This window comes from Micromonospora sp. NPDC051924 (assembly GCF_055586005.1).
On record NZ_JBVJJA010000020.1, the window covers coordinates 37536 to 63193 of the forward strand.

30 protein-coding genes and 1 riboswitch are annotated in these 25658 nt (G+C 72.9%); of the genes, 18 read left to right on the top strand and 12 right to left on the bottom strand.

The window, feature by feature from the left end:
* Positions 1–41: 41 nt before the first annotated feature.
* The gene (locus tag ACZ6S5_RS17645; RefSeq protein WP_466001569.1) at positions 42–1010 is read left to right on the top strand and encodes an AraC-like ligand-binding domain-containing protein; all 969 of its coding nucleotides are present in this window, start codon (positions 42–44) and stop codon (positions 1008–1010) included.
* Between the two features lie 6 nt (positions 1011–1016).
* Here ACZ6S5_RS17645 and pip read toward each other — a convergent pair whose 3' ends face one another.
* Positions 1017–1964, bottom strand: coding sequence for a prolyl aminopeptidase (gene pip / locus ACZ6S5_RS17650; RefSeq protein ID WP_466001570.1), 948 nt, complete (start codon positions 1962–1964; stop codon positions 1017–1019).
* A 51-nt stretch (positions 1965–2015) separates the two neighbouring features.
* On the opposite strand from pip, the gene ACZ6S5_RS17655 reads away from it, so the two are divergent.
* Positions 2016–2519 (top strand): MarR family winged helix-turn-helix transcriptional regulator, encoded by a 504-nt coding sequence (locus tag ACZ6S5_RS17655; RefSeq protein ID WP_466001571.1) that lies wholly within the window; start codon positions 2016–2018, stop codon positions 2517–2519.
* A 50-nt stretch (positions 2520–2569) separates the two neighbouring features.
* Positions 2570–3079: a peptide deformylase gene (gene def / locus ACZ6S5_RS17660; protein ID WP_466001572.1), complete on the top strand. Its 510-nt coding sequence runs from the start codon at positions 2570–2572 to the stop codon at positions 3077–3079.
* Positions 3080–3254: 175 nt separating this feature from the next.
* Here the strand turns inward: def and ACZ6S5_RS17665 are convergent, their stop codons facing one another.
* Both ACZ6S5_RS17665 and ACZ6S5_RS17670 read right to left on the bottom strand, forming a co-directional pair.
* Entirely contained in the window at positions 3255–4028 is a 774-nt protein-coding gene (locus ACZ6S5_RS17665; protein ID WP_466001573.1) for a GNAT family N-acetyltransferase, read from the bottom strand.
* Positions 4029–4052: 24 nt separating this feature from the next.
* Positions 4053–4415, bottom strand: a complete 363-nt coding sequence (locus ACZ6S5_RS17670; RefSeq protein ID WP_466001574.1) for a winged helix-turn-helix transcriptional regulator — start codon at positions 4413–4415, stop codon at positions 4053–4055.
* A 96-nt stretch (positions 4416–4511) separates the two neighbouring features.
* Here ACZ6S5_RS17670 and ACZ6S5_RS17675 point away from each other — a divergent pair, with 96 nt between their 5' ends.
* A complete protein-coding gene (locus ACZ6S5_RS17675) occupies positions 4512–5111 on the top strand; it encodes a malonic semialdehyde reductase (protein ID WP_466001575.1) in 600 nt (199 codons plus the stop codon).
* 10 nt (positions 5112–5121) lie between these two features.
* Here the strand turns inward: ACZ6S5_RS17675 and ACZ6S5_RS17680 are convergent, their stop codons facing one another.
* A complete protein-coding gene (locus tag ACZ6S5_RS17680) occupies positions 5122–5895 on the bottom strand; it encodes a sulfite exporter TauE/SafE family protein (RefSeq protein ID WP_466001576.1) in 774 nt (257 codons plus the stop codon).
* A gap of 186 nt (positions 5896–6081) precedes the next feature.
* Between ACZ6S5_RS17680 and ACZ6S5_RS17685 the strand changes: the two genes are divergently transcribed.
* The 3 genes from ACZ6S5_RS17685 (at position 6082) to ACZ6S5_RS17695 (ending at position 9008) form a co-directional block, all read left to right on the top strand.
* The gene (locus tag ACZ6S5_RS17685) at positions 6082–6861 is read left to right on the top strand and encodes an endonuclease/exonuclease/phosphatase family protein (protein WP_466001578.1); all 780 of its coding nucleotides are present in this window, start codon (positions 6082–6084) and stop codon (positions 6859–6861) included.
* A 145-nt stretch (positions 6862–7006) separates the two neighbouring features.
* Complete coding sequence (locus tag ACZ6S5_RS17690; RefSeq protein WP_466001580.1) at positions 7007–8005, top strand: hypothetical protein; 999 nt, start codon at positions 7007–7009, stop codon at positions 8003–8005.
* Positions 7980–9008: an alpha/beta hydrolase gene (locus tag ACZ6S5_RS17695; RefSeq protein WP_466001582.1), complete on the top strand. Its 1029-nt coding sequence runs from the start codon at positions 7980–7982 to the stop codon at positions 9006–9008. Before ACZ6S5_RS17690 ends, ACZ6S5_RS17695 begins: the two co-directional genes overlap by 26 nt.
* A 6-nt stretch (positions 9009–9014) precedes the next feature.
* Here the strand turns inward: ACZ6S5_RS17695 and ACZ6S5_RS17700 are convergent, their stop codons facing one another.
* The gene (locus tag ACZ6S5_RS17700; RefSeq protein ID WP_466001584.1) at positions 9015–9893 is read right to left on the bottom strand and encodes a bifunctional 5,10-methylenetetrahydrofolate dehydrogenase/5,10-methenyltetrahydrofolate cyclohydrolase; all 879 of its coding nucleotides are present in this window, start codon (positions 9891–9893) and stop codon (positions 9015–9017) included.
* A gap of 13 nt (positions 9894–9906) precedes the next feature.
* Positions 9907–9990: riboswitch (ZMP/ZTP riboswitch) on the bottom strand.
* Complete coding sequence (locus ACZ6S5_RS17705; protein ID WP_466001586.1) at positions 9988–11013, bottom strand: hypothetical protein; 1026 nt, start codon at positions 11011–11013, stop codon at positions 9988–9990. Its footprint overlaps the riboswitch before it by 3 nt.
* Positions 11014–11137: 124 nt before the next feature.
* Here ACZ6S5_RS17705 and ACZ6S5_RS17710 point away from each other — a divergent pair, with 124 nt between their 5' ends.
* Positions 11138–12523 (top strand): acyltransferase family protein, encoded by a 1386-nt coding sequence (locus ACZ6S5_RS17710; protein WP_466001588.1) that lies wholly within the window; start codon positions 11138–11140, stop codon positions 12521–12523.
* On the opposite strand, the gene ACZ6S5_RS17715 is transcribed toward ACZ6S5_RS17710, so the two are convergent.
* Positions 12495–13508, bottom strand: coding sequence for a tyrosine-type recombinase/integrase (locus tag ACZ6S5_RS17715; RefSeq protein ID WP_466001590.1), 1014 nt, complete (start codon positions 13506–13508; stop codon positions 12495–12497). The genes ACZ6S5_RS17710 and ACZ6S5_RS17715 overlap by 29 nt on opposite strands.
* A gap of 144 nt (positions 13509–13652) precedes the next feature.
* On the opposite strand from ACZ6S5_RS17715, the gene ACZ6S5_RS17720 reads away from it, so the two are divergent.
* The 3 genes from ACZ6S5_RS17720 to ACZ6S5_RS17730 all read left to right on the top strand — a co-directional run bounded on the left by ACZ6S5_RS17720 (position 13653) and on the right by ACZ6S5_RS17730 (position 15776).
* Positions 13653–13949, top strand: coding sequence for a hypothetical protein (locus ACZ6S5_RS17720; RefSeq protein ID WP_466001592.1), 297 nt, complete (start codon positions 13653–13655; stop codon positions 13947–13949).
* A 7-nt stretch (positions 13950–13956) separates the two neighbouring features.
* The gene (locus ACZ6S5_RS17725; protein WP_466001594.1) at positions 13957–14226 is read left to right on the top strand and encodes a hypothetical protein; all 270 of its coding nucleotides are present in this window, start codon (positions 13957–13959) and stop codon (positions 14224–14226) included.
* A gap of 995 nt (positions 14227–15221) precedes the next feature.
* Positions 15222–15776 (top strand): hypothetical protein, encoded by a 555-nt coding sequence (locus ACZ6S5_RS17730; protein WP_466001596.1) that lies wholly within the window; start codon positions 15222–15224, stop codon positions 15774–15776.
* A gap of 110 nt (positions 15777–15886) precedes the next feature.
* Here the strand turns inward: ACZ6S5_RS17730 and ACZ6S5_RS17735 are convergent, their stop codons facing one another.
* From ACZ6S5_RS17735 to ACZ6S5_RS17745, 3 genes are read right to left on the bottom strand one after another with little or no spacing between them, the layout of a single operon-like run.
* Complete coding sequence (locus ACZ6S5_RS17735; protein WP_466001598.1) at positions 15887–16165, bottom strand: hypothetical protein; 279 nt, start codon at positions 16163–16165, stop codon at positions 15887–15889.
* 24 nt (positions 16166–16189) lie between these two features.
* Complete coding sequence (pdxY, locus tag ACZ6S5_RS17740; RefSeq protein ID WP_466001600.1) at positions 16190–17041, bottom strand: pyridoxal kinase PdxY; 852 nt, start codon at positions 17039–17041, stop codon at positions 16190–16192.
* 42 nt (positions 17042–17083) lie between these two features.
* Positions 17084–17380 (bottom strand): GNAT family N-acetyltransferase, encoded by a 297-nt coding sequence (locus ACZ6S5_RS17745; RefSeq protein ID WP_466001602.1) that lies wholly within the window; start codon positions 17378–17380, stop codon positions 17084–17086.
* A 325-nt stretch (positions 17381–17705) separates the two neighbouring features.
* On the opposite strand from ACZ6S5_RS17745, the gene ACZ6S5_RS17750 reads away from it, so the two are divergent.
* Positions 17706–19610: a zinc ribbon domain-containing protein gene (locus ACZ6S5_RS17750; protein ID WP_466001604.1), complete on the top strand. Its 1905-nt coding sequence runs from the start codon at positions 17706–17708 to the stop codon at positions 19608–19610.
* Here ACZ6S5_RS17750 and ACZ6S5_RS17755 read toward each other — a convergent pair.
* Positions 19532–19837, bottom strand: a complete 306-nt coding sequence (locus ACZ6S5_RS17755) for a GNAT family N-acetyltransferase (protein WP_466001749.1) — start codon at positions 19835–19837, stop codon at positions 19532–19534. The two genes, ACZ6S5_RS17750 and ACZ6S5_RS17755, sit on opposite strands and share 79 nt — an antisense overlap.
* A gap of 244 nt (positions 19838–20081) precedes the next feature.
* Here ACZ6S5_RS17755 and ACZ6S5_RS17760 point away from each other — a divergent pair, with 244 nt between their 5' ends.
* Together ACZ6S5_RS17760 and ACZ6S5_RS17765 are read left to right on the top strand one after the other, a co-directional pair.
* Complete coding sequence (locus ACZ6S5_RS17760) at positions 20082–21500, top strand: OFA family MFS transporter (protein ID WP_466001606.1); 1419 nt, start codon at positions 20082–20084, stop codon at positions 21498–21500.
* The gene (locus ACZ6S5_RS17765) at positions 21497–21619 is read left to right on the top strand and encodes an MFS transporter small subunit (protein ID WP_466001608.1); all 123 of its coding nucleotides are present in this window, start codon (positions 21497–21499) and stop codon (positions 21617–21619) included. The genes ACZ6S5_RS17760 and ACZ6S5_RS17765 overlap by 4 nt, the downstream gene beginning before the upstream one ends.
* A 51-nt stretch (positions 21620–21670) precedes the next feature.
* On the opposite strand, the gene ACZ6S5_RS17770 is transcribed toward ACZ6S5_RS17765, so the two are convergent.
* The gene (locus tag ACZ6S5_RS17770) at positions 21671–22399 is read right to left on the bottom strand and encodes an SDR family NAD(P)-dependent oxidoreductase (protein ID WP_466001610.1); all 729 of its coding nucleotides are present in this window, start codon (positions 22397–22399) and stop codon (positions 21671–21673) included.
* Between the two features lie 79 nt (positions 22400–22478).
* Between ACZ6S5_RS17770 and ACZ6S5_RS17775 the strand changes: the two genes are divergently transcribed.
* The 4 genes from ACZ6S5_RS17775 to ACZ6S5_RS17790 all read left to right on the top strand — a co-directional run bounded on the left by ACZ6S5_RS17775 (position 22479) and on the right by ACZ6S5_RS17790 (position 25640).
* Entirely contained in the window at positions 22479–23312 is an 834-nt protein-coding gene (locus ACZ6S5_RS17775; RefSeq protein ID WP_466001612.1) for a patatin-like phospholipase family protein, read from the top strand.
* Positions 23313–23356: 44 nt separating this feature from the next.
* On the top strand, positions 23357–23815 hold the full coding sequence (locus ACZ6S5_RS17780; protein WP_466001614.1) for a peroxiredoxin: 459 nt from the start codon (positions 23357–23359) through the stop codon (positions 23813–23815).
* A gap of 67 nt (positions 23816–23882) precedes the next feature.
* Positions 23883–24569: a hypothetical protein gene (locus ACZ6S5_RS17785; protein ID WP_466001616.1), complete on the top strand. Its 687-nt coding sequence runs from the start codon at positions 23883–23885 to the stop codon at positions 24567–24569.
* Positions 24570–24749: 180 nt separating this feature from the next.
* Complete coding sequence (locus ACZ6S5_RS17790) at positions 24750–25640, top strand: GNAT family N-acetyltransferase (protein WP_466001618.1); 891 nt, start codon at positions 24750–24752, stop codon at positions 25638–25640.
* Positions 25641–25658: the final 18 nt, after the last annotated feature.

Consider the following 25658-nt stretch of genomic DNA (forward strand, 5'->3'; position numbering starts at 1 on the left):
ATCGGCGTGATCATGGACGGGTTGGAGGTGGCAGGGGACCGATGCTGGTCAACCACATGGTGGACACCACGCTGCTGCCCCCGTCCGACCGGTTCGCGTTCTGGCACCAGCTCGTGGCGCAGGAGACCGCGCCCGCGCACATCAGCAGCGCCCACCTGGACGACTTCGTCGCGTACGCCCGCGCCATCGAGCTGGGCCGGGTGCGGCTGACCGCCCTGCGCTACCCGTCGCTGAACTCCACCCGCCCGGCCCGGCTGATCCGCCGCACCGAGGCCGACCTCTACCAGCTGGCGCTGCCCGTCACCGGGCGCAGCGCGCTGAGCCAGGACCGCCGGGAGGCGCAGATGAGCGCCTCGGAGTTCACCTTCCTGGACACCTCCCGGCCGCACGTGGCCACCCACACCACGGTCGGGCCCGGCCTGGCCGCCACCATCACCGTGCAGATCCCGCACCGGGAACTGCCGTTGCCCCCGGACCGGGTCCGCCGGGTGCTGGCCGCCCGGATCCCCACCGACCGGGGCATGGGCATCCTGCTGGCCCAGTACGTGCGGCGCATCGCCACCTGTCCCGAGCAGTACGACCCGGGCGACGCGGGGATGCTCGGCGCGGTGGTGGTCGACCTGATCGCCGCCACCCTCGCCCAGCACCTCGACGCCGAGACGGCCCTGCCGCCGGAGGTACGCCGGCGCGCGCTGCGCGAGCGGGTCAGCGCCTTCGTCGACCTGCACCTGGCGGATCGCGCCCTGACCCCGCAGGCGGTCGCCGCCGCCCACCACGTCTCGCTGCGCACGCTGCACCGGCTCTTCGCCGACGAGTCGGCCAGCGTCACGGCGCTGATCCGGTCCCGGCGGCTGGAGCGCTGCCGCCGGGACCTGCGCGACCCGCTGCTGGCCGACGAGCCGGTGCAGATTGTCGCGGCCCGCTGGGGCTTCCCCGACAAGGCCCACTTCAGCCGCGCGTTCCGGGCCGCCTACGGATGTTCGCCCGGGGCCTGGCGGGCCGGGCGGTGAGCCGGGTCAGGCGCGGGCGAAGGCGTCCAGGGCGGCGACCACCCGCTCGCCGACCCCGTGGCCGCTGCCGTGGCCGCCGGACTCGACGATCTCCAGGCGGGCGTCCGGCCAGTCCCGGGTGAGCTGCCAGGCGATGTCCGGCGGCCCGCTGACGTCGAGGCGGCCCTGCACCAGCACGCCGGGGATGCCGGCGAGCTTGCCGGCGTCGCGCAGCAGCTGCCCGTCCGGCATGAACCCGAGGTTGCTCCAGTAGTGGGTGACGATCCGGACGAGGGCCGCCCGGAACACGGGGTCGGCGTAGCGGGGGCTGGGCTTGAACCCGCCGGCGAGGGAGACGTGCACGTCCTCCCAGACGCACCAGTCGATCTCGGCCTGTTCCCGCACGCGCGGGTCCGGGTCGTTGACCAGCCGGGCGTACGCGGTGGGCAGGTCGCCGTCCCGGTCGGCCTCGGGCACGCCGTCGCGGAACCGGGCCCACTCCTGCGGGAAGACCCGCCCCATGTCCCGGGTCACCCAGTCGATCTCGCGGCGGGTGTTGGCGACCACGCTGAACAGCACCAGCGCGGTGACCCGGTCCGGGTGCCGCTGGGCGTACGCGAGTGACAGCGAGGAGCCCCAGGAGGCGCCGCAGAGCAGCCACCGGTCGATGCCCAGGTGCTCGCGCAGCCGTTCCATGTCGGCCAGCAGGTGCGCGGTGGTGTTCACCGACAGGTCCACCGCCGGGTCGCTGGCGTGCGGGGTGCTGCGGCCACAGCCCCGCTGGTCGAACAGGACGATCCGGTAGGCGGCCGGGTCGAACAGCCGCCGCCAGGACGGGGTGGCGCCGGAGCCGGGGCCGCCGTGCACCACCAGGGCGGGCCGGCCGTCCGGGTTGCCGCAGGTCTCCCAGTGGATCCGCTGGCCGTCGCCGACGTCGAGCAGGCCCTGCGCGTACGGCTCGATCGGTGGATACATTCCGGTCCCCTCCCACACACCAGATACAACAGCGCTGTTACATTAGCGGACGTGACCGCCACCCCCGACCGTGAGGCCCTGGGCACCCTGCTGCGCCACGTCCTGGAACTGCTCGACGGCGACGTCGCCGCCGTCTACGCCGACCTCGACCTGGCCGACTACCGGCCCCGCTTCTCGCCCCTGGTCCGGGTGCTGCTCGCCGGCGGGCCGCTGGCCATCCGCGACCTCGCCGCCCGGGTCGGCGTCACCCACTCCGCAGCCAGCCAGACCGTCGCCCAGATGAGCCGCGCCGGCCTGGTCACCCTCAGTCCCGGCGCCGACGCCCGGCAACGCATCGTCACCCTCACCGACCGGGCCCACGCGCTGCGACCGATCGTCGAGGCCGAGTGGGCGGCCACCACCACCGCCATGCGCCGGCTCGACGCCGAGCTGCCCGTGCCCCTGGCCGACGAGCTGTACGCGGTCCTCGCGGCGCTGCGCCGCCGCCCGCTGCGCGACCGGATCGCCGACACCGGCCTGGCCCCGGGACGGGCGACGGGAACCCCGGCCGGCTGACCGGCGGGTGCGCGCACCGGCGAGGGTAACGGCCGGTTAGCCTTCCGGGCATGACTATGCGCCCGATCCGGATCATCGGCGACCCCGTGCTGCGCACTCCTTGCGAGCCGGTGACCAGCTTCGACGCCGAACTGCGCGCGCTCGTGCAGGACCTGATGGACACGCTGCTGGGCGCGCCCGGCCGGGCCGGGGTGGCCGCGCCGCAGATCGGGGTGAACGCGCAGGTGTTCGTCTACGACGCCGACGGGCACCGGGGCCACCTGATCAACCCGACGCTGGAGCTGTCCGACGAACTGCAGGACGACGACGAGGGCTGCCTGTCCATCCCGGGGCTGTACTTCCCGACCGCCCGGGCGATGCAGGCCACCGCGCACGGCGTCGACCAGCACGGCGAGCCGCTGACCATCGCCGGCCGGGGTTTCCTGGCCCGCGCCCTGCAGCACGAGACCGATCACCTGCACGGCCGCCTCTACGTCGACACGCTGCGCGGGGAGACCCGCCGCCGGGCGCTGCGGGAGATCCGCGCCGGCCGGTTCCACTCGCCCAGCCGCGGTCTCTGACGCACGCCGGGGTGACCGGACGCGCCGGCCACCCCCGCCCATGATCACCGCGTCGCCGCGCAGCGTCACCTTGTAGTCGATGTCGCCGGTGCCGTCCTTGACCCGGGACTGCGCACCCGGCACCTGCACCAGCCTGATCTTGGTGTCGGCGGGGAGTCGACGATGTCGGTGCCCGTCACCGGCGGCGGTGCAGCCCGCACTCGATGAAGTCGGCGACCCGGGTGAAGCCGAGCCGCTCGTAGAGGCGTACGGCGGCGGTGTTGTCGGCCCGGACGTTGAGCGTCACGTGGTCGACGGTGTCGCGCAGCCGGGCGCAGAGCGCGGCCACCGCGGCGGCGGCCAACCCCCGACCCCGGGCCCCCGGGTGGGTGGTGACGTTGCCCAGGGCGGCCACCCGCCAGGTGGGCGACCAGACGTGCACCCCGGCGACGGCCACCAGGTCGCCGTCGGCGCGGATGCCCACGTACTGGCCGGTGTCGAGCATTCGCGGGTCGAACCAGTTCCCCGGGTACGCGGCGGCGTAGAGCGCGTGCAGCGCCGGCAGGTCGGCGCGGTCGAGCACCTGCCCGGCGGGGGTGACCCGGGCCAGCCGGTCGGGGTCGGTCAACGCCATCCGGTGGTGTGGCGCGGCGTCGGCCAGCTCGTACCAGCGGGCGACGGTGGCGTCCAGGCCGGGGGACAGGTGCGCCCACAGCCGGGCGGGCAGCACCGGGGCCGCCTCGGTCAGCAGCGCGGCCAGGTCGTCGGTGCGTTCCGGCGGGGCGAACGCCAGCAGGGTCGGCAGCTCGACGCCGTGGTAGAGCAGGGCCACCTGGTCCTCGCGGCGGTACCAGGAGGTGTACGGCCAGAAGAAGTCGTCCAGGTCACCGAGCTGGTAGGCGTGCAGCACCGGGTCCCGGCCCAGCAGCTCGGCCAGGACGGCCCGGTCGTGTTCGGCGCGTACGGGCACCTGAAGATGATCACACAGCGGTGCTCAGCAACCGCCGGCGCGTCCCGGCTGGTCGGGCAGGTTCTCGTGCGCCCAGCGGCCGAGCGCGTCCAGGGCCGGCAGCAGGGCGGCGCCGCGCTCGGTGAGCTCGTAGCTCACCCCGACCGGCGGGCCCTCCCGCACGGTGCGCGAGACCAGGCCCACGCGGCACAGCTCGCCGAGCCGGTCGGACAGCACCGACTCGCTGATCCCGGGCAGCGCCCGGCCCAGCTCGGCGAAGCCGGCCGGCCCGGTGGCGAGGGTGCCCAGCAGCACCCCGTTCCAACGCTTGCCGAGGAAGGCGAAGGCGCGGGCCAGCCCCTGGTCGCACATGCGGGGCTCGCCGCCCACCTCCGGCCTGACTGTCACCCCACCAGGATACGCGCTACCCTCATCCCGGAAGGCACTACTAAAAAGCTAGCCCCTCCCGATGTCGGAGGAGCGAGCCTGGAGCAAGGAGCCGATATGAGCGATTTCATCAGCCTGCATCCCGAGGCGCAGGCCCAGCTGTTCACCGACGCCCGCACCGCGAACACCTTCACCGACGAGCCGGTCAGCGACGAGCAGCTGCGCGCCATCTTCGAACTGGCCAAGTACCCGCCGACGGCCGCCAACACGCAGCCGCTGCGGGTGCTGTTCGTCCGGCCCGGGCAGGCCCGCGAGCGGCTGCTGACCCACATGAGCGAGGGCAACCAGGCCAAGACCGCGTCCGCGCCCGTCGTCGCCGTCCTCGCCGCGGACACCGACTTCCACGAGTTCATCCCGCGGGTCTTCCCGATCCGCCCGGAGATGCGCGACAGCTTCGCCGCCGACGCCGTCGCCCGGGAGGGGATGGCCCGGTTCAACGCCACCCTGCAGATCGGCTACTGGCTGCTGGCCGTCCGCGCCGCCGGCCTGGCCGCCGGCCCGATGGGCGGCTTCGACGCCGACGGCCTCGACAAGGAGTTCTTCGCCGACACCAGCTGGAAGTCCCTGCTCGTGGTCAACATCGGCAAGCCCGGCCCGGACGCCTGGTTCCCCCGGCTGCCCCGCCTGGACTACGACGACGTCGTCCGGCACGCCTGACCCGGCCGGGTCAGGCCGCCATCCACTGGTCGTAGCCCAGCTTGCCCACCAGGGCCAGCACCACGACCAGCAGCACCACCCGCACGAAGCCGGAGCCGCGCCGCAGCGCCATCCGCGCGCCCAGCGCGGCTCCGGCGACGTTGCACACCGCCATCGCCGCGCCCAGCAGCCACCACACGTGCCCGGTCGCCGCGAACACCACCAGCGCACCCAGGTTCGTGCCCGCGTTGACCACCTTCGCCATCGCCGAGGCATGCACGAAGTCCGCCCCCACCAGCGTGGTGAACGCCAACACCAGGAACGTGCCGGTGCCCGGGCCGATCAGCCCGTCGTACAGGGCGATGCCCAGACCGGCCACCGCGACGACCGCCACCGCCCGCGCCGGCGTCCGCCGCTCCGGCAGGGACAGCACACCCAGCCGCGGCCGAGTCAACACGAACACCGCCACCGACAGCAGCACCACCAGCACCACCGGCCGGTACGCGCCCGCCGGCACCGCCCCCGCCAACGCCGCGCCCACCCCGGCCGTCAGCACCGCCAGACCCGCCGACGGACCCGCCACCGCCCAGTCCAGCTTCGTGCGCCGGGCGTACGTCAGCGCCGCCGTCGACGTGCCGAAGATCGCGGCCAGCTTGTTCGTGCCCAACGCCGTGGCCACCGGCACCCCCGGCGCGGCCACCAACAGCGCCGGCAACAGCAACAGCCCACCACCACCGACCACGGCGTCCACCCAGCCCGCCATGGCCGCCGCGGTCAACAGGGTGGTCAGCGAGACAGGATCCACGGGCGGCCATTCTTCCCACCACCACCGCCCCGACGAGACCGCCTGTGGCCAGGCTCACCGCCGCTCAGCGCCCCCGGCGCCGCCGCAACCACAGGCCCGCCGAGGCCACCGCCACGAAAACCAGCACCGAACAGACCAACGCCTTGAGCACCCGGCAAGCCTGCCATGCGGACGTAGGGTGTGCAGGTGCGCCTGGCCACCTTCAACCTGCTGCACGGCCGCTCCCTCACCGACGGGCTCGTCGACCCCGACCGGCTCGCCGCCGCCGTCGCCGCGCTCGACGCCGACGTGCTGGCCCTGCAGGAGGTCGACCGGGACCAGTCGCGCAGCGGAAACCTCGACCTCACCGCCATCGCCGCCCGCGCCCTCGGCGCCCCCGAACACCGCTTCGCCGCCGCCGTCGTCGGCACCCCCGGCGAACAGTTCCGCCCGCTCACCCACGACGACGACGGGCACGGCGAACCCCTCTACGGCGTCGGCCTGGTCAGCCGCTATCCGGTCCGCTCCTGGCAGGTCATCCGCCTGCGCCCGGCCCCCGTCCGATCCCCGATCTACGTGCCCGGCCCCGGCGGGGGACTGGTGCTGCTGCGCGACGAACCCCGCGTCGTGCTCGCCGCCGTGCTGGACACCCCGCACGGCCCGCTGACCGTCGCCGCCACCCACCTGTCGTTCGTGCCCGGCTGGAACATCCTGCAGCTACGCCGCGTGGTCCGCGCCCTGCGCGCGCTGCCCGCCCCCCGCATCCTGCTCGGCGACCTGAACCTGCCCGCCGGCCCCGCCAGGCTGCTGTCCCGCTGGACGCCCCTGGGCCGCCGCCCCACCTACCCGGCCGGGCAACCCCGGGTCCAGCTCGACCACGTCCTCGCCGACCGGCAGGGCCTCGACCGGCTACCCCCCGTCACCGCCGTCGACACCCCACTGTCGGTCATCTCCGACCACCGGCCGCTGGTCGTCAACCTCGGCTGAGCATTCTTCAGCGCACTCCCAGCCGCCCCCCGGGCGCCGCACAGCCGCGCGGATCAGAATCAGCCTCGCCGTGCCCCGGTCGGGCGTTCCCCACCGGCCGCAGCGGCGCCCGTGATAACGATGGTGCGACGACGGGAGGCACGAGGTGTCGCTCACCGGCATACCGCTGCTCGCCCTGGCCACCACCGCCACCATCACCGCCGCGTGCGCCACCGCACACGGCTGGCGCCGGGTACGCCGGGCCCGGCTGCTGCTGCGCCCCACCGCCGTCCTGCTCACCGAACTGCTCGTGCTGCTCACCGTCGGCCTGGCCGTCAACCGGCACGAGCAGTTCTACACCTCCTGGCACGACCTGCTGCCCGCCGGCGGGAACACCACCACCGGCCACGACGACCGGCCCGGACAGCTCGACCGCTGGCTCACCCACCGGGCCCCCGGCCCCGACACCCCGATCACCTTCGACTGGCGCCCCACCGGCTGGCAGAACTGGCACCTGAACACCCCACCCACCGTGGCGGTGCCCGCCGGCTACCTGCGCCACCCCGGCTGGCGGTACCCGGCCGTCCTGGTCGTCGGCGACGACGACCGGTGGACCCCCGCCGAAGAAGCCGACGCCACCCGCGCCGCCGCCACCGCCGGCCCCGCCGTACTCGTGTTCACCCGACCCGCCGCCACCGTCGACCCCGGCGTCCTCGCCGGCGCCGTACCCCTGAGCCTCACCCGCGACCTGCGCGTCACCGGCCACACCTGGGCCCTGGTCGCCACCACCCGGCGGCGGGCCCTCGCCGACGCGGTCGTGCACACCGCGCCCGACCGCTACCCGGCCCTGGCCCTGGTCGACGACGCCACCCTCCGCACCCCGCCCACCCTCGGACCCGCCGCCCTCGCCGGCCTACCCACCGGGGAAGCCCTCGCCGTCACCGCCCCCACGGCCACCGCCAGCAACCCCGTCCGCCTCGCCGCCGGCCCCGACCGGGGCCTGCCCGCCGCCCTGCGGTGGGCCTGCCAGCAGACCCCGGCCCCCCTGGCGGCCCCCGCCCCGCTGATCCCACCCCCGCAGCGGTCCCGGCACCCGCACCCCCACCCACCGGCCATCCCACCCTCGACGGCAGGCGCCCGTGTCACCCGACAGCCTTCCCGCTGAACTCACCGCGGTCGCGCTCGCCGTCACCGCCGCCGTGCTCCTCGCCGCCACCTGGGACACCCGGCACGGCTGGCGGCGGCACACCGTCCGCGCCGCCGCCGGACTGCTCTGCCTCACCACCGCCGCCGCGGTCGCACTGACCTGGGTCAACCGGCAGAGCGCCACCTACACCACCTGGGCCGACCTGTTCGGCCGGCCCGACGCCGCCACCGCCACCACCGCCGCCGACGGACACCACGGCGGCCGGGTCGTCACCGTCACCGTCCCCGGCACCGCCAGCGGCCTCAACCTGCCCATGTACGTCTACCTGCCGGCCGCCTACGACACCCACCCCCAGCAGCGGTTCCCCGTCATCGAGGCGCTGCACGGCTACCCCGGCTCACCCGCCGGCTGGCTGCAACTGCTCGACGCCCCCGGCCACCTCGACCGGGAGATCGCCGCCGGCCGGATGGCCCCCACCGTCGTGCTGTTCCCGTACCAGACACCCAACACCATGATCGACACCGAATGCGTCAACCTCACCCACGGCCCGCAGAGCGAAACGTTCCTCACCGTCGACGTGCCCGCCTGGGCCAGCAGCCACCTGCGGCTGCGCGCCGACCGCAACGCCTGGGGCCTGACCGGCCTGTCCGCCGGCGGCTACTGCGCCACCAACCTGCTGCTGCGCCACCCCGACCGGTACGCCGCCGCCGCCAGCCTCTCCGGCTACGCCGAACCCGGCCTCACCATCGGCGACGGCACCGAACACACCCTCAACAACGACATCTGGCGGCTGCAGCACCTGCCCCGCCCCGCCGTCGCCCTCTACCTGTCCTGCGGCCGCGCCGACCGCAACGCGCTACGCGACACCCGCGCCCTCAGCCGACTCGCCCGCCCGCCCATCTCCCTCACCACCAGCTACGTCGACGGGGGCGGCCACAACCCGTCCACCTGGCGGGCCGTCGAGGCACCCGCCTTCGACTGGCTCTCCACCTGGCTGGGCCGCCCCGTCACCACCGGGTAACCGCGCTCAGCCCAACCCGACCGCCCGCTGCGCCGCCCGCACCGCATTGCGGAACAACATCGCCACCGTCGTCGGACCGACCCCACCGACCCGCGGCGTGATCGCCCCCGCCACCTCGGCACACCGCTCGTCCACGTCCGGCAGCAACCGCCGCCCCTCGTACCGCACCCCACCGCCGACCACCACCGCGCCCGGCCGCACGTGCTCCGGCTGCACGATCCCCGGCACCCCCGCCGCCGCCACCAGGATCTCCGCCCGCCGGGTGTACCGCGGCCAGTCCGCCACCCCGGTGTGCACCACCGTCACCGCCGCGTTCGCCGTCGGCCGCTTCTGCGCCAGCAACATCGCCAACGGCCGGCCCAGCGTCGCACCCCGACCGAGGATCACCACCCCCCGGCCGGCCACCGGCACCCCGTGGAACGCCAACAACGCCTCGATCCCCGCCGGCGTGCAGGGCAGGGGACCGGGCAGCCCCAACGCCAACCGGCCCATGTTCACCGGGTGCATGCCGTCGACGTCCTTGTCCGGGTCCAGCACCGCCAGGGCCCGGTCATAGTCCAGATGCCCGGGAATCGGATACTGCACCAGCACCCCGTGCACACCCTTGTCGGCGTTGAAATCCTCCAGCACCGCGTGCAGGTCCGCCTGCGACGCCGACGCCGGCAGGTGCACGTGCGGCGAGTCGAACCCCAGCTCCGCCGCCTGCCGCTGCTTGATCCGGATGTACCCGGCGCTCGCGTCGTCGTCACCCACCAGCACCGTCGCCAACGCCGGCGTCACCCCCGCCGCGCGCAGCGCCGTCACCTGATCAGCGACCTCCGCCAGCACCTGCTGCGCCACCGGACCGCCGGGCAGCAACCGAGCCGTCGTACCCGAAGAAGACATGCCACACCTCGCCCGCGGAGGCCCAGGCGGTCGACCTCCACGACGAAGCTCCCCGATGGTTGCTGCCATCCCCGTGCCGCCAGTCGCGTCCGCCTCAGCCTGCCACACCACGCGCCGCGATCGCATCCGCCACCGCCTGCCACCCCGGCAGCGCCGCCAACAGGGCATCCGCCCGGCGCCGCCGATCCGCCGCCGACGCCACCCCCAGATCCGCCACCACCGCCTCGAACGCCGGCCGCAACACCCGCTCCCGATCGGGGGCGTCCGCCGCCAGGATCGCGTGACACCGCGCGTACGTCACCACGATCCAGAACATCGCCTCCCGGTGCGCGCCCGCCCCGACCAGCTCCGCCGCGCCGTCCACCACCACCGGCCGGCCCGCCGCCGTGACGTCCGCACTGAACGGAAACCGGGTACGCGCCACCCGCGCCGTCTCGTCGAACGTCACCGCCAGCCCGGCCAGATGCTCCCGCACCCGCTCCGGACCCACCCCACCGCCGTCCAACGTCGCCAGCAACCCCGGATACCGGTCGGCCATCCCGTACCCGGCCAGCACCTCCCGGGCCCGCACGTACCGCCGCCGCACCGTCGGATCCCGCACCCCCGCCACCACCGGCAACAACGCCAGCACCGACGTCGGAAACACCCACCCCAGCACCTGCTCGTGCAGCGGCGCGTCCCCGTCCAACCGGCTCAACCCCGCCTCGATCCGCCGGCGCACCCCCGCACAACGCCGCCGCACCCACACCGGATCCGCGTACCCCGCCGACACCCGCTCCCGGATCGCCGCCAGCCGCCCCGTCGGATCCACGATCAGCGTGTCGGTACGGAAGAACGGCGCGAACACCCACGACCCGAGCACGTCCCACGGCCCACCCAGCTCCTCCCAGGTGACCGCACTGACCTCCAACAACACCCCCCGATGCCGGAACTTGCCCACCTTCCCGCCCGGGCCGTCCCGCACCAGCAGCACATCCACGTCCGACGACGCCGGCAGCACCGCATCGTCCGGCACCCCCACCGTCGACCCGCTGAAGAACGCCCCCCGTACCCCCGAATCCCGCCCGGCCCGCTCCCGCACCCAGTCCACCGCCACCGCCCGCGCGTCACCCACCCGCATCCGGAAAACGACTCCCTTCCCGTCGGACAAAGCCCCACCGAACGCCCGCCGCCTCTGCGAACATGAAGCCCCGACCCGCACCAGCAGCCCCACACCGCGCCACACGCACGAACAGGAGCGGGGCATGGACCGCGTGCGTCAGCTCGCCACCCGGACGCCGGCCGGCCGAGAACGGTACATCGACCTGCTCCGGGCGGCCGCCATCATCCTCGTGGTCTACGGCCACTGGACCGACACCGTCCTCGCCTACGACCGCGCCGGTCACGTCACCGGCTACTCGGCAACCCCCGAACTGCGGTGGGCACACCCACTGACCTGGCTCTTCCAGGTCATCCCCGTCTTCTTCCTCGTGGGCGGCTTCGCCAACGCCGCCTCGCTCACCCGCACCCGGGCCCGCGGCGGCACCGCCACCGACTGGCTGCTGGACCGCAGCGCCCGGCTGATCCGCCCGACCACCGTACTCGTCGCCACCCTGCTCGCCGGCAGCCTGCTGGCCCGGCTGCTCGGCAGCGACCCCACCGAGACCAGGACAGCGGTCGCGTTCGCCACCATCCCACTGTGGTTCCTCTGCGCCTACATCGCCGTCGTCGGCCTCACCCCCTGGATGTACGCGCTACACCGCCACCTCGGACTCCTCGTACCCCTGCTGCTGGTGGCGCTGGTCGCCGCCGGCGACCTCGGCCGCCTGCACGGCCACGGACCACTGTCCGCAGGCAACTTCCTCTTCGGCTGGCTGGCCATCCACCAGATCGGCTTCGCCTGGTACGACACGACCGCCACCACCGACAGCGAACGACGCGGCCTCCTCACCCGACGGCTACCGATCGGCCGGCCACTCGCGGCCACCCTGACAACCGTGGGTCTCGCCGCCCTGCTCCTGCTCACCGTCGTCGGCCCGTACCCGGTCAGCATGCTCACCACCCCCGGCGAGCGGCAACTGGACAACTCCTCACCGCCGAGCCTCGCGCTGCTCGCCCTGGCAACCCTCCAACTCGGCATCATCCTGCTCCTGTACCAGCCCGCGCAGCGATGGCTACGCCGCCGCAGACCCTGGCGCGCGGTCATCGCAGTGAACGCCGTCGTCCTGACCATCTTCCTCTGGCACATCAGCGCCGTGCTGCCCCTGACCGCCGCGCTCAACGCGGCGCACTGGCTGCCCGCTCCACCCGTCGGCACGGGAACCTGGTGGGCCTGGCGGATCCCCTGGCTGGTGAGCCTCACCATCATCATGCTCGGACTACTGGCCGTCGTCGGCCCGATCGAAACCCGCGCCAGCACTCACCCGCGCAAGACCACCCCCGACCACCCGCACGGAAGCCGGACGGGCCGCCGCCGCACCACCCTCACCCTCGTCGGCTACGCCGGGGTGGTCCTCGGCCTCCTGATCAACAGCGCGGTCCCCATGTCCACACCCGAGCCGCTGGGCATCCCCCCGCTCGCACTGGCCGCCTACCTGGCCGGGGCCGGCCTCCTCCGACTGCTCAGATCGAACCGGTTGCCCCACCGCTGACCACCAGCCCGGCCAACGCCCGGTTGGTCCGGTTCGACGCCGCCGCCGCCCGCTGCTGATCCGCCGTCACCTCGATGTACGTCTGCGACGACGCCAACGACGCGTGCCCCAGCAACCGCATGATCTCCGCCGCGCTCGCCCCGTCCTCCGCCAACCGGGTCGCGAAGGTGTGCCGCAACGCGTGCAGCCGCGCCCCCTTCGGCACCCGGTCACCGATGCCCGCCCGCCGGTAACACGACTCCACCAGATACTGCAGGCCACCCCGGCGCAGCGGCTCACCGTGCCGGTCGACCAGCAGCGGCGAGTCGGGCCGTACGCTGCGCCCGCCGAAGCGCCGCCCACGACTGTCCAGGTAGTCCACGACCACCCGGTCCAGCCCCGCCTCGATCGGCACCGTACGGGAACGGCCCCCCTTGCCGACCACGTCGACCCGCCGCTCGCCGTCCCGGCCGGTCACCGACGACACCCGCAGCGCCAGCAGCTCGGACAGGCGCAACCCGGCGCACAGAGCCAGCGCCAGCACGGCCAGGTCCCGCTCCGGCCACGGGTCGCGCTGCCGGCCCTGCTCGCGAGCCACCGCGGCGAGCAGCACCTCCGGGGTGTCCTCGCCGCGCAGCGGCTTCGGGCGGGGGAGCGGCGCGCGGGGTCGCCCCACCGCCGGCATCGGGTTCCCGGACACGATGCCCTCGGCGACCAGGAACGTGAAGAAGCTGTTCCAGGTGGACCAGGCACGGTGGACGGAGGCGGCGGCACGGGGAGCGGCGAACCGGGCGAACGCCGTGCGCATGGACCGGGGGGAGAGGGCGGTGACCGGCACCTGGTCGAGGGGGAGGGGAGTGGTGTCGTCCGGTCCGGTGAGCGTCCCGATGCTGGTCAGATCCCGCCGGTAGGCGGCCAGGGTGTGGGGGGAGGGCTTGCGGGTGGCCCGGTCGGTCAGGAACTCCTCGATCAACCGACCTACCGATTCGCCCGTTTTGTCATGCATAAGGGATATTATGCATGATTTTCGCGTTCTGGCCATGCCGGGGCGCAGGGGAGCGGAACACCCGATGGAATGAGCGGCATGATCACCCTGCGCCCGGCCGTCGAGGTGCCCACACCCGACCCGGCCCGTACGTGACCGTCCCGCATGTCACCCGGACCATGGCTCGCGCTGCACGCCGGCTGCACGCCGGAGGAGGTTGAGACGTTCCTCGCGAGCCTCGCGGCCCACCTCGAGCTCGCGCCGCCCGGCGGCCGGGACGAGGTGGTCGACGCCCTGCTGGGCGAAGAGCAGCTGCTGGTCGCCGGTGGCCTGCGGCTGGACGATACGGCCTCCGGGGCGTCCCGTCTCGCCGGGCTGCTGCGCCGGACTGGAGGACTGGCGGGAGTGGACGGCGGCCCTCGACGGCGACGCGCCCTGGCTGGGCCACGACCCGGGGCCTGAGGTGGAGATGCGGGGTGAAGGGCTACGGGTGTGGCAGGACGGCGGTCCGAACCAGGCCGGCCCGTACGTCGACCTCAGCAAGGTCGGACTGGCGGAACCGCTGGCGCTCGCGCAGGCCGACCTCGCCGGATTCCTCGCCCGGCTCGACGCCTGGGCGTGCGCCGCCGGCCTCGGCGCATGCGGGGCCGCTCTCGTCGCGGCGATCGACCGCGCCCTGCGGATCACCGCCCCGCTGGAGCTGCCCGGAGGAGGGCCGGAACCGCACTACTTGACATAATGTAGATTATCGAATCACGACCGTCCGAGGTGGTCGGGCGCGGAAGCGGTCTGGAGGGCCCGGCGATGATGTTCCTTCTCATTCATCCTGAGCCATTCTCAACAACTTGAGCCATCTCTTGGGTATAGCGCGCGGCAACGGACGACTGCACTCGTGGATCTACCGCCAGCGACGCCCCACGCCATCTGACGACCCTACGGCGAGAAGCTCCACCGTCAGCGCTGCCTGAGCGCAGCGGGTGACCTCCAGCCGCCCGAACCCGCGGCCGACCCGGCAGACCCCGCACTCATGTAGACGCTCCGCCGCCATCGCGGCCCATGGGTTCGGTGTGCTCCTGCGTCTCTGCGCTGTAGCTGGCCGAGCTGCTATGGGGGCAGGCCCACCATCCTGGGCCCGATCGCCATCACCACGCAGAGTAACTGTTCGTGAACGCCTCCCACCTGATGATGGAAGCCATCAATCTCAAGCACCACACCAAAACCCAACTTGGCTCAAGATAGTGAGAACTGCCGGTGCGCATTGACTCTCACTATCTTGAGCCATCGCAGGTCAGACGTCGTCCCGTGGCTCAAGTTGAATGAGAACGGACAGCGCCCTCGGCGAGTTCGGCACGGTGGCGGGGCAACACCGCGCGTGCCGGTCGGGTGTTGGGCGCTTTGAGATCGGCACTGACGTGGGCGACGGCGATGGCCGCCATGGCACGCTCGATCGTGGAGGCGGCCTTGCCCTCATCTGCGAGATACGAGATCTGCTTGGCCAGTGTCGCCGCGGTGGCTGGGAGATGCGACCGCTGGTTCTCGATGTACCAGAGCTGAACCGGTTCCAGTCGCCGCCGTAGGCTCGTCGGGCGCTGCTCGTTCGGTGGGCGCGATTGGTCCGTGTCTCCGCAATGAGCGACGTACCCCCGCCCGACACGCCCGTCAGCCAGCCGGCGGGTCCGCCACCCTCACGAGTCGGACTCGCCGCCTCCGTGGCCGCGCGACTACTCTGCGGGCATGAAGGACGCGCGCCCGCCCGGCGACGGCTCCGGGACCCCAATCATGGGCGGCCGCGGCGACATCGGTGCGGGCGGCGGCTTCCACGAGTTCTACGGGTGGGCACAGACGACCGTTGTCTACATCGGGTCCGCCATGGCCGCCGGCGTGCTGGGAAACGTGGCGTACGACGCGCTCAAGGCGGCGATCGGTCTGCGGCGCCGCGAGGTGCCGGCCGGTCCCACGGCACCCGACTCCGACATCGTGTTTCTCGCGCGGACAGTCGTGAACGCGCGGTGCGCGGAGCTCGGCATTGACGACCTGGCTGGCACTGACGTCGACGGCCTCTGCTCGCGTACGTCCGAGGGCTTGGAGGTCCTGTTCCGCGCCCGCGCCCGCCGTCGTCAGGTCACAGCCGCCGTGCAGTTCTCGGTCGACGGGCAAGGTGCAGACGTCAAGGCGGAGGTTCACCTGCCGAAGGCGCTGATTCGCAGGCACCGCGAAGAGCAGGACGACCGGGCGGCCACCGGGGTGCTCAGGGCGGCCGACGGGTGGGAGCCGTTACCGCCAGAGTAGCCCGCGCCCCTGCAGAATCCGCACCGATGCGCGGATCTCGTCCAGCCGGCGGCCGCCGTGATAGCCCAGCTGCGCGCCAGCCCTGCGGGCGGTGGTCACCTCGAAGACGATCACGCCCGGCGGCGCGGCCGGTTCGGCTGGGTCAGGCGGCCTCTCCCCCGCGCCCTTCCGCGCTCAATGATTTTGTCGTGACCGAGCAGCTGCCCGACCCGCTGCCGGGTCACTCCGGTCCGCTCGGCGATCTCCACGCCGGTGAGCCCCGCCCGGTCCATGTCGTCGAGCGCTGCCCGCCGGATCTGCGAGAGGGCGGTGACCGCGCCCTGGTGCTCCGTGATGAGCTCGCCGGGTCGCGGTGCTGGCCACCGCTCCCCCCGCCGCCGGCGGCACATGATCACCTCACCGCGCCGAGCCCGTCACCGCAGCTGGCGGGCGACGAACCGGGTCGGCGGGTGGGCGATCGCGTCCTGGGCGGCGACCAGTTGCAGTTCCCGGGTGCCGGCCGTGAGCGTGGTCTCGTAGATGGCGAAGATGGCGTTGGTGGTCCGCTCCAGCGCCGTCGCGGGCGAGCCGGTGGTCCGCAGGTGGGCCAGGTACAGCGCGGCGGTGACGTCGCCGCCGCCGTTCGGGCTGATCGGCAGCAGCGGCGTGGTGACCGCCCAGGCGCCCTCGTCGGACACGGCCACGACCTCGAGCGAGCCCTGCGGGACGTCGCCGTGCAGGACGCTGGTGACCAGCACCTGCCGTGGGCCCGTCGCCCGTACGACGTCGACCGCGGCGAGCAGGTCGTCGAGCGTGTTCGTCGTGCGGCCGGCCAGGAACTCCAGTTCGAACTGGTTCGGGGTGACGATATCCGCGCGTGGCACCACGGTGTCGCGCAGGTATTCGGGGATGCCGGGGCGGACGAACATGCCGCGGCCGACGTCGCCCATCACCGGGTCGCAGCAGTAGACGGCGTCAGGGTTGAGCGCTTTGACCCGGTCGACGGCGTCGAGGATGACCGCGCCCATCGCCGGGTCGCCCTGGTAGCCGGAGAGGATCGCGTCGGCGTCGCCGAGGACGCCGCGGTCCTCGATGCCGGTGATCACGTCGGCCACGTCGCCCGGTGCGAGCAGCGGTCCGCGCCAGGCGCCGTACCCGGTGTGGTTGGAGAAGTGGACGGTCAGGACCGGCCAGATCTCGTGCCCGAGGCGTTGCAGCGGGAAGGCGGCGGCGGAGTTGCCGACGTAGCCGTAGGCGACCGAGGACTGGATGGACAGGATCTTCACGCGCTCATCGTCGCATTCCTCGAATTGCCTGGTGGCCGGCGGTCAGGTGTCGGTGCGTAGGCGGGCGTGCAGGTGCATGTCGTGCCAGCCGTCGGCGTGGCGGGCGGCGCCGCGGTTGGTGCCCTCGGCGGGGAGGCCGGCGCGTTGCGCGACGCGGCAGGAGGCCGGGTTGGCGGTGGAGTGGCGCAGCCAGATCCGGTGCAGGGCGGCCCGGTGGAAGCTCCAGGTGGTCAGGGCGGTCAGGGCGCGGGCGGCGATGTGGCGGCCGCGGGCAGCAACCAGCAACCAGTACGACACCCCGCCCTGCGCCTCGGTCAGGCCGATATGGCGGAGGCTCACCAGATTGATTGGGAATCCTCAGTGGACATAGGCTGGTCGGGCCTCTGGTTTGCGGAAGGACGGGCGCGGGATCGACCGGCTGTTGCTGGCGGGAGTGTCATGGTGGTGCTGGTGACATGGTCGGCTGGCGCGGTTGGGTGCGGGCGGGCTGAAGCATGTGCTGGCGGTGCCTGGTGTCTCCTCGACGTACTGCATCGCGGCTGGGCGGGTGAAAGGACATCTTGAAGATCTCGGTTCAGGTTGGTGAGCGGTGAGTCGGAAGCTTTCCCTGTCTGAGGGCGAGGCTTCGCGAACCGCGTGCGCCCCCGCCGTGCTGGGGACTGGGGTGGATGAGGAGGTCGGTCAGTTCCTGTCGAGGGCGGTGCTTGCCGAACGTGTCGGCTGGTGTGCTGATCTGGTGGCGGGCATGGTGGGCGCTCTGATCGGTGAGCATTGGAACCGGGCAGATGTGGATGTGCTCGCCCGCGGGCAGGACGCGGGTGGGCGGAGGTTGCCGTCGAACGCGTGGATGGCGTTGCGGCGGCTGGGCTGGACGGCTGCAGCGCCTGCGGGTGTGAGGGTTAATGACCGGATCGTTCGGATGGCCCAGGAGCAGGCGGGCCGTGTCCTACGGTCGGTGAAGTGGCGTGCCGATCTGACCGCCGGCGTTGTGGCAGCATGGCCGACCGATCCGCGTCGGCGCACCCCGATCGAGTGGGAGCAGGTACGCGCGGCGATCCCTGGCGGCCAGTCGCTCCCGTCGGGTGTCATCAAGGCCCGAACTCGGCAGGTCTTCACGTTCCTCAACGCCAATGGGCGTCTGCCGGTGGATGTGTTCGAACTCGAGAACAGCCCGAGAGTCTCGCGGATGCTGCTGCTGGCCGCGTGTGACCGGCAGCAGGCCACGATTGAACGCAGCGACAGCGACCCGGGCAGGGCGCTGCTGCGCCTGCAGTTGCCCAGCCGTCCGGATCCGCGCACGTACCGGGACTGGACGTGGGTGGCCTGCCTGATCAACCTGCCGCCCACCGTCCCCGCAGACGCGCTGCTGCACTTACCCACCCTGCGCCTGGCCGGCCGGCAGGTGCGGGCCGACGTCGCGTACACGCATGTCGTGCCGACAGCCCGGCGTGCCGGTCATTTCGTGGCGCTTGGTGTGGACTGGGGTCTGAACACGCTGCTCAGCACGGGGGCCCTGCGACTGCGAGAGGATGGCCGGATCACCGCATTGGGCGCTGGCGGCCAGTTCCGGGCCGCGGGTGTCCTTGCCAAGCAGCATCGCCTGCGCCGTCACGGTGAGCGGCTGCAGGGCAAGGCCGACCAGTATCAGCGGCTCATCGGCATCGACCCGCAGCATCACCTGCTCGGCAAGCTTGCCGTGCTGCGCGGCGAGATCCGCCGCGTGTCCGAGCGCCGCCAGAACCTGAACGCCGCGCTCGCGTGGGCTGCCGCCCGCTGGACGGTGGACCAGGCGATCGCCGCCGCCGCGACCGTCATCTACGTGGAAGACCTGCGATCTTTGGAAGCCAACGGCATGGGCGCCACCCTCAACACGCGCCTGTCCCAGCAGGTCCGCGGACAGATCGTCGACCGCATCCGGCACCTCGCCGCCGAGACCGGTGTCGCCGTGGTCACCGTCCCCGCCCGCAACACCTCCAAACACTGCCCGCAATGCCTGACCCCGCTGCACCATCGCAAAGCACCCGACAAGCCCACCACCCCAGGCTGGAAATGGGCCATCTGCCCCAACACAGGCAGCTGCGGCTGGCAAGGCGACCGCGACCACGGCGCCTGGCGGCGCATCGCCGCCCGCGGCCTCACCCACCAGACCAAGAGCATCACCGACCGCACCAACGGCACCATGGCGATCCCGACGGTGGTGGAGACCCTCGAAGCCGCCGCCGTCGTCACCCCCACCGTCAAGCCCAGCCGCACGGACCGGTCGAAAACCGGCCCCACCCGGCACCAGCCACCACGCCCCGCGCCCAGGCGACGCAGGGCACCCTCCCCCACCCGGCCCCACCACGGCCGGGCGGGTAAGCGTCCGGAGGGACACGCACCAACGGACCGGACGAGGCTGCCCCGCGCAGCCCACCGGCACCAGAGCGTGAACACGATCAGCACACCCACCACCGGCCATCGGCCACGAGGAGCCGCACTGGGCGCCGGATTTCACCTCCACGCCCACGCGACCCCACCACGGTGGGAAACGATCCCGGAAACCCAATCCGACGCAGGATCGCTTAGCTGATCAGAGACGCTGATCTGGCCGAGGACGCCGGTGGTGTCGGTGACGGCCCAGCCGGCGGCGGTCTCGGCCTGCCAGCGGCGTGGCCAGGCGGCGAGCCAGGCCTGGGCTTCGTCGTCGGTCATGGTGCGGCAGTGCCAACGGCGGATGTCGGGGTCGGTGTAGGCGGTGCGGACGGCGGGCAGGTCGTCGGGTTGCCAGGGGCGCAGGAGCAGTTCGCCGGCGGGGATGTCGGGGTTGTGGCCGGTGGGCCAGGTGGCCGGGGGTCAGGGCCGGGGTGGTGAGCAGGGGCATGGGGTGATCCTGCCGGAGAGACGGCGGGTCGTGGTGGGGTGACCGTCGGTGTGGGCGGCGGTGGGGGGTGACCGTTCGGCTCAGGGTTTCGACCGTCCGGCGCGCGGTGGGTTTGCCCGATGCGTGAGGTGTGGGCATGTGGCGGGGAGTTACCGCCATTTTTCGTGAGAGGAAGCAAGAATGCTTTCCGCACTCGATCGTCGGCACACCGTCGCGCCTCCGGGGTACAGCCGTTGGCTGATTCCGCCGGCGGCGTTGGCGATCCATCTCTGTATCGGGCAGGTCTATGCGACCAGCGTGTACAAGAACTCTTTGATCGCGCACTTCGGTGCCAGCCAGACGGCGATCGGGATCATCTTCAGCATCGCGATCGTGATGCTGGGGTTGTCGGCCGCGGTGGCGGGCACGTGGGTGGAGGCGAACGGGCCGCGTAAGGCGATGTTCGTCTCGGCGTGTTTCTGGGCGGCGGGTTTCCTGGTCGGGGCGTTGGGCATCGCGACGAAGCAGTTGTGGCTGCTGTACCTCGGGTACGGGGTGTTGGGTGGGATCGGTCTGGGGATTGGGTACATCTCTCCCGTCTCGACGTTGATCAAGTGGTTCCCGGACCGGCCGGGGCTGGCGACGGGTCTGGCGATCATGGGGTTCGGTGGTGGGGCGATGGTGGCCTCTCCCCTGTCCCGGCAGTTGTTGTCGTTCTACGACGCGGGGTACGACCCGGCGAACGCGGGGTCGACGGCGTCGGGGTCGGCGTTGGTGTGGTTGTTCGTGACGTTGGGCGTCGGCTATTTCCTGATCATGATGTTCGGGGTGTTCAACGTGCGGGTGCCGGCGGCGGACTGGCGCCCGGCGGGGTTCGACCCGGCGCGGGTGGCGGCGAAGCCGCTGGTGACCACGGCGAACGTGTCGGCGGCGAACGCGGTGAGGACGCGGTCGTTCTGGCTGCTGTGGGTGGTGTTGTTCTGCAACGTGACGGCGGGTATCGGGATCCTGGAGCAGGCGAGTCCGATGATTCAGGACTTCTTCCGGGACAACGGGACCTCGGCGGTGTCGGTGGCCGCGGCCGGCGGGTTCGTGGGGCTGCTGTCGTTGTTCAACATGGCGGGCCGGTTCGTGTGGTCGTCGACGTCCGATGTGATCGGTCGTAAGCCGATCTATCTGGTGTATCTGGGTGTCGGGATGGTGCTGTACGTGTTGCTGGCGCTGTTCGGGCAGCTGGCGACGGCGTTGTTCGTGCTGTTGGCGTGCGTGATCCTGTCGTTCTACGGCGGTGGATTCGCGACGGTGCCGGCGTATCTGCGGGATCTGTTCGGCACGTTCGAGGTGGGCGCGATCCACGGTCGGTTGTTGACGGCGTGGTCGGCGGCGGGGGTGGCCGGGCCGCTGATCGTGAACGCGTTCCTGGACGCGCAGGGCAAGCCGGGCACGTTGACGGCGGCGGCGTATCGGCCGGCGTTGTTCACGATGGTCGGGGTGTTGGCGGTCGGGTTCGTCGCCAACCTGTTGATCCGGCCGGTGCCGGAGCGGTTCCACGAGCCGGCGTCGGGTCGGGACGTGGCGGAGGGTACGGAGCCGGTGGCGGCGGAAGGGAGCGCGCGGTGAACGAGGCGGGTCACGGGCAGCAGGTCCGGCTGGTGGTGTCGTGGCTGATCGTGTCGGTGCTGCTCGGTTACGGGGTGGTGCAGACGGTGATCACGGCGGCGAAGTTGTTCACCCACTGACGATCGGTATGCGCCGGCGGCCCGGGGGCTCTCCCCCCGGGCCGCCGGCGTTCAGAGGCCGCCGGCGATGCGCAGGACGGCGCCGGTGGTGTAGGAGGCGTCGGGGCCGAGGAGGAAGGCGATGGCGCCGGCGATCTCGTCGGGTTCGCCGGCGCGGCCGAGCGGGATGCGGCCGGCGGCGGTGTCGGGGCGGTCGGGGGCGCCGGAGAGGGCGTGGATGTCGGTGCGGATGATGCCGGGGGCGACGGCGTTGACCCGGATGCCGCGGGGGGCGAGTTCCTTGGCCAGGCCGACGGTGAGGGTGTCGGTGGCGGCCTTGACGGCGGCGTAGTGGATGTATTCGCCGGGGCTGCCGAGGGTGGCGGCGGCGGAGGAGACGTTGACGACGGCCCCGCCGGGGGTCATCCGGCGGGCGGCCTGCTGGGCGCAGAGGACGTACCCGATGAGGTTGACGTCGACGACCTGGCGCAGGTCGTCGACGCGCAGGTCGGTGAAGGGGCCGATCGGGCTGGTGATGCCGGCGTTGTTGACCAGGCCGGTGAGGGGGCCGAGGTCGGCGGCGGCGTCGAAGAGGCGTTGGACCTGGTCGGGGTCGGTGGTGTCGGCGGGGACGGCGACGCCGCGGCGGCCGGCGGCCTGGATGTCGGCGAGGACGGCCTTCGCGGCGGTGTGGTCGCTGCGGTAGCCGATGGCGACGTCGTGGCCGGCGGCGGCGAGCCGGCGGGCGGTGGCGGCGCCGATGCCGCGGCTACCGCCGGTGATGATGGTGACGGAGGTCAATGCCTGCTCCCCTGCCCTGGTGGTGTCGGTGACGTTACCGTGGCCGGGGCGGGCTGCGGGTGGAGAGGACGGTCACACCATGACGCGGGCGTTGGTGCTGGGGGGTGGCGGGGTGACCGGGGTGGCCTGGGAGTTGGGGCTGCTGGCGGGCCTGGCGGAGCGGGGCGTGGACCTGACGGGTGCGGACCTGGTGGTGGGGACGTCGGCGGGGTCGGTGGTCGGGGCGCAGGTGTGCTCGGGGATCCCGGTCGTGGAGTTGTACGCGGCGCAGTTGCGGCCGCCGCGGGGTGAGGTGGTGGCCCGGTTGGGGGCGGGTGTGCTGCTGCGCTGGGCGTGGGCGGGCGCCCGGGGGCGGGACGCGCTGCGGGCGCGGGTGCGGGTCGGGGCGATGGCGCTGGCGGCGCGTACCCCGTCGGAGGCGGCACGGCGGGCGGTGATCGGGGCGCGGTTGCCGACGTCCGACTGGCCGGCGCGGCGGCTGCTGGTGACGGCGGTGGACGCGACCTCGGGTGAGTTCGTGGTGTTCGACGCGGCGGGCGGGGTGTCGTTGGTGGACGCGGTGGGGGCCAGTTGCGCGGTGCCCGGGGTGTGGCCGCCGGTGACGATCGGGGACCGCCGGTACGTCGACGGTGGGGTGCGTTCGGCGGTGAACGCGGACCTGGCGGCGGGGGCGGAGGCGGTGGTGGTGCTGGCCCCGGTGTCGTCGGGGTTCGGGCCGATGCCGCGGCTGTCGGCGCAGGTGGCGGCGTTGCGGGCGGGGGGTTCGCGGGTGGCGGTGGTGTCGCCGGACCGGGCGGCGCGGGCGGCGATCGGGAGGAACGTGCTGGATCCGGCGCGGCGGGCGGGGTCGGCGCGGGCGGGGTTCGCGCAGGCGGCGTCGGTGGCCGGTGAGGTAGCGGCGATGTGGGGTTGATCGCCTAGGCTCACCGCGTCGGTGTCGACGAGCGGAGGTATGCGGTGGCGGTGGGTGTCGGTGACGTGGTCGAGGACTTCGAGCTGCCGGACGAGACGGACACGCCGCGGCGGTTGTCGGAGTTCCTGGCGGCGGGGCCGGTGGTGCTGTTCTTCTACCCGGCGGCGATGACCCGGGGTTGCACGGCCGAGAGCTGCCACTTCCGGGATCTGGCCGCGGAGTTCGCGGCGGTCGGCGCGCAGCGGGTGGGGATCAGTCGGGATCCGGTGGCGCGGCAGGCGGAGTTCTCCCGCCGGCACGGTTTCGACTATCCGCTGCTGTCGGACGTCGACGGGGCGGTGGCGGCGGCGTTCGGGGTGCGGCGGCGGTTGCCGTTGGGGGCGTTGAGCACGCGGCGGATGACGTTCGTGATCGGCCCGGACCGGCGGGTGCTGGCGGTGGTGCACAGCGAGTTGAGCATGAACGAGCACGCCGACGCGGCGTTGCGCGCCCTGGGGGGTTGATCTTCCGCTTGTCGCAGCCAGCTGGTATCAACGCTGCTAATCAAACGTGTGTACGGAAGAGGGCGTGATGGCGGGCCAGGGTTTGTCCACTGACGAGGTGCAGGGGATCCGGGAGGCGTTGGCGGCGGGCCGTAAGCCGAAGGTGGTGTTCACCGCGGCGGCCGGGCAGATGGCCGGTCAGCTCGGGCAGGTGATCGAGCTGACCGACCCGGAGCTGTCCGAGGAGTTCGTGGTGGTGCGGTTCGGCCGCGATGAGTTGCCCTTCTCCCCCGCCGACGTGGCGATCGCCCCGCGGGGGGCCGGGCGCAAGCCGGCGGAGCCGAAGCCGGAGCCGCCGGTCGAGCAGGAGCCGGCGGCGTCGGAGCCGGAGTTCGTGTTGGACACGCCGCGGGTGCCGGCGCCGCGACGGGAGGAGCCGAAGGTGGAGCAGCAGGCGGAGGCGAAGCCGGCGAAGCGGGCGGTGAAGGCGGCGAAGCCGAAGAGCCCGGCCGGGCTGACCGTCACGTTGGCGTACGCCGAGGGCGAGTGGACGGTGGCGGCGCAGCAGGGCGCGAAGGCCCTGGCGAAGCCGTACGTGGTGAAGCCGGCGGAGGCGTTGCGGATGGTGGCGCTTGTGGACGTGCCGGGGGTGCAGGAGGCGGTGGAGCAGATCCTGGCCGCGGAGCGGGCTGAGGCGGAGCAGCAGGCGGAGAAGCTGCGCGCCGAGTTGGCGGAGATCGAGGCGCGGCTGGCGGAGCTGCGCGAGGCCCGCTGAGCCCGGCCGGTAATCGTCTCGGCCGGGACGCCGGGGGTCTGGTACGGTTCCCCGGCGTCCTCGAGGAGACCGAAAGGGAGGTGAGCGCCATGGCACGTACGACTGACCTGCGCTCCCACCCGGCCGCGAGGACGTCGGGTTCCTGATCCGGGGAGCGCACCGCTTCCTGGAAGGACCTGCATGACCGACCTGGTCATCCGCCCGCTCGTCGCGGGCGAGGAACACCTTTTCGACTCTCTTTCCGACCCGGGCCTGGTCGGGCGGGCCGTGCTCGGCGACACGTACGCCGAGGGTGGTTACCGCCCGGAGTGGACCTGGGTGGCGCTGCGCGACGGCGTGGTCGTCGCCCGGGCCGCCTGGTGGGCCGGCCCCGATGATCCGGCGCCGCTGGCGCTGGACTGGTTCGACTTCACCGACCCGGACGCCGGTGTGGCGTTGCTGCGGGCGGCGCCGCTGCGCGCGGAGTACTCGATCCTGCTCCCCCACGGCTGGCGGGACGATCCGCTGGTCGCCGCGCAGGGGCAGGCCCGGATCGACGCGGCGACGGCCGCCGGTATGCGGGTGCTGGTGGAGCGGTTCCGGTACCGGTGGACGTCGGAGTGCGGCCTGCCGGCGCGGCCGTGCCGGCTGGAGTTCCGGCCCGAGCCGGACGACGCGGTGATCCTGGACGTGCTGCGCCGCATCGGTGAGGGCAGCCTGGACGCCCACTTCCGGCACGCGGCGGCCGCGCACGGCCCGGAGGCCGCGGCGCGGGAGGACCTGGACCTGCTGCGGTGGCTGCCGAGCCCGCGTGACTGGTGGCAGCTGGCCTGGACGCCGGGCGGGGAGCTCGCCGGGATCATCGTGCCGGCCCGCAACCCGACTGCGTACATCGTCGGGTTCGTCGGGGTGCTGCCGCAGCAGCGGGGCCACGGGTACGCCTACGACCTGCTGGTCGAGGCCACCCACCGGCTGATCGAGGTGGGTGCGCGGGAGATCGTGGCGGCCACCGACCAGGGCAACGCGCCGATGGCGGCCACCTTCGCCCGGGCCGGCTACCCGGTCGAGTGGGAACGCGTCGACCTGGTGTGAGACGCCCCGCGGGGCCGG

What these genes read in the sequence shown, in the direction of transcription:
- ACZ6S5_RS17645 (WP_466001569.1), top strand. Translation starts at nt 42, where the DNA reads ATGCTGGTCAACCACATGGTGGACACCACGCTGCTGCCCCCGTCCGAC.
- pip (WP_466001570.1), bottom strand. Translation starts at nt 1,964, where the DNA reads ATGTATCCACCGATCGAGCCGTACGCGCAGGGCCTGCTCGACGTCGGC.
- def (WP_466001572.1), top strand. Translation starts at nt 2,570, where the DNA reads ATGACTATGCGCCCGATCCGGATCATCGGCGACCCCGTGCTGCGCACT.
- ACZ6S5_RS17675 (WP_466001575.1), top strand. Translation starts at nt 4,512, where the DNA reads ATGAGCGATTTCATCAGCCTGCATCCCGAGGCGCAGGCCCAGCTGTTC.
- ACZ6S5_RS17700 (WP_466001584.1), bottom strand. Translation starts at nt 9,893, where the DNA reads ATGTCTTCTTCGGGTACGACGGCTCGGTTGCTGCCCGGCGGTCCGGTG.
- ACZ6S5_RS17705 (WP_466001586.1), bottom strand. Translation starts at nt 11,013, where the DNA reads ATGCGGGTGGGTGACGCGCGGGCGGTGGCGGTGGACTGGGTGCGGGAG.
- ACZ6S5_RS17710 (WP_466001588.1), top strand. Translation starts at nt 11,138, where the DNA reads ATGGACCGCGTGCGTCAGCTCGCCACCCGGACGCCGGCCGGCCGAGAA.
- ACZ6S5_RS17715 (WP_466001590.1), bottom strand. Translation starts at nt 13,508, where the DNA reads ATGCATGACAAAACGGGCGAATCGGTAGGTCGGTTGATCGAGGAGTTC.
- ACZ6S5_RS17720 (WP_466001592.1), top strand. Translation starts at nt 13,653, where the DNA reads ATGTCACCCGGACCATGGCTCGCGCTGCACGCCGGCTGCACGCCGGAG.
- ACZ6S5_RS17725 (WP_466001594.1), top strand. Translation starts at nt 13,957, where the DNA reads ATGCGGGGTGAAGGGCTACGGGTGTGGCAGGACGGCGGTCCGAACCAG.
- ACZ6S5_RS17730 (WP_466001596.1), top strand. Translation starts at nt 15,222, where the DNA reads ATGAAGGACGCGCGCCCGCCCGGCGACGGCTCCGGGACCCCAATCATG.
- ACZ6S5_RS17735 (WP_466001598.1), bottom strand. Translation starts at nt 16,165, where the DNA reads ATGTGCCGCCGGCGGCGGGGGGAGCGGTGGCCAGCACCGCGACCCGGC.
- ACZ6S5_RS17760 (WP_466001606.1), top strand. Translation starts at nt 20,082, where the DNA reads ATGCTTTCCGCACTCGATCGTCGGCACACCGTCGCGCCTCCGGGGTAC.
- ACZ6S5_RS17775 (WP_466001612.1), top strand. Translation starts at nt 22,479, where the DNA reads ATGACGCGGGCGTTGGTGCTGGGGGGTGGCGGGGTGACCGGGGTGGCC.
- ACZ6S5_RS17785 (WP_466001616.1), top strand. Translation starts at nt 23,883, where the DNA reads ATGGCGGGCCAGGGTTTGTCCACTGACGAGGTGCAGGGGATCCGGGAG.
- ACZ6S5_RS17790 (WP_466001618.1), top strand. Translation starts at nt 24,750, where the DNA reads ATGACCGACCTGGTCATCCGCCCGCTCGTCGCGGGCGAGGAACACCTT.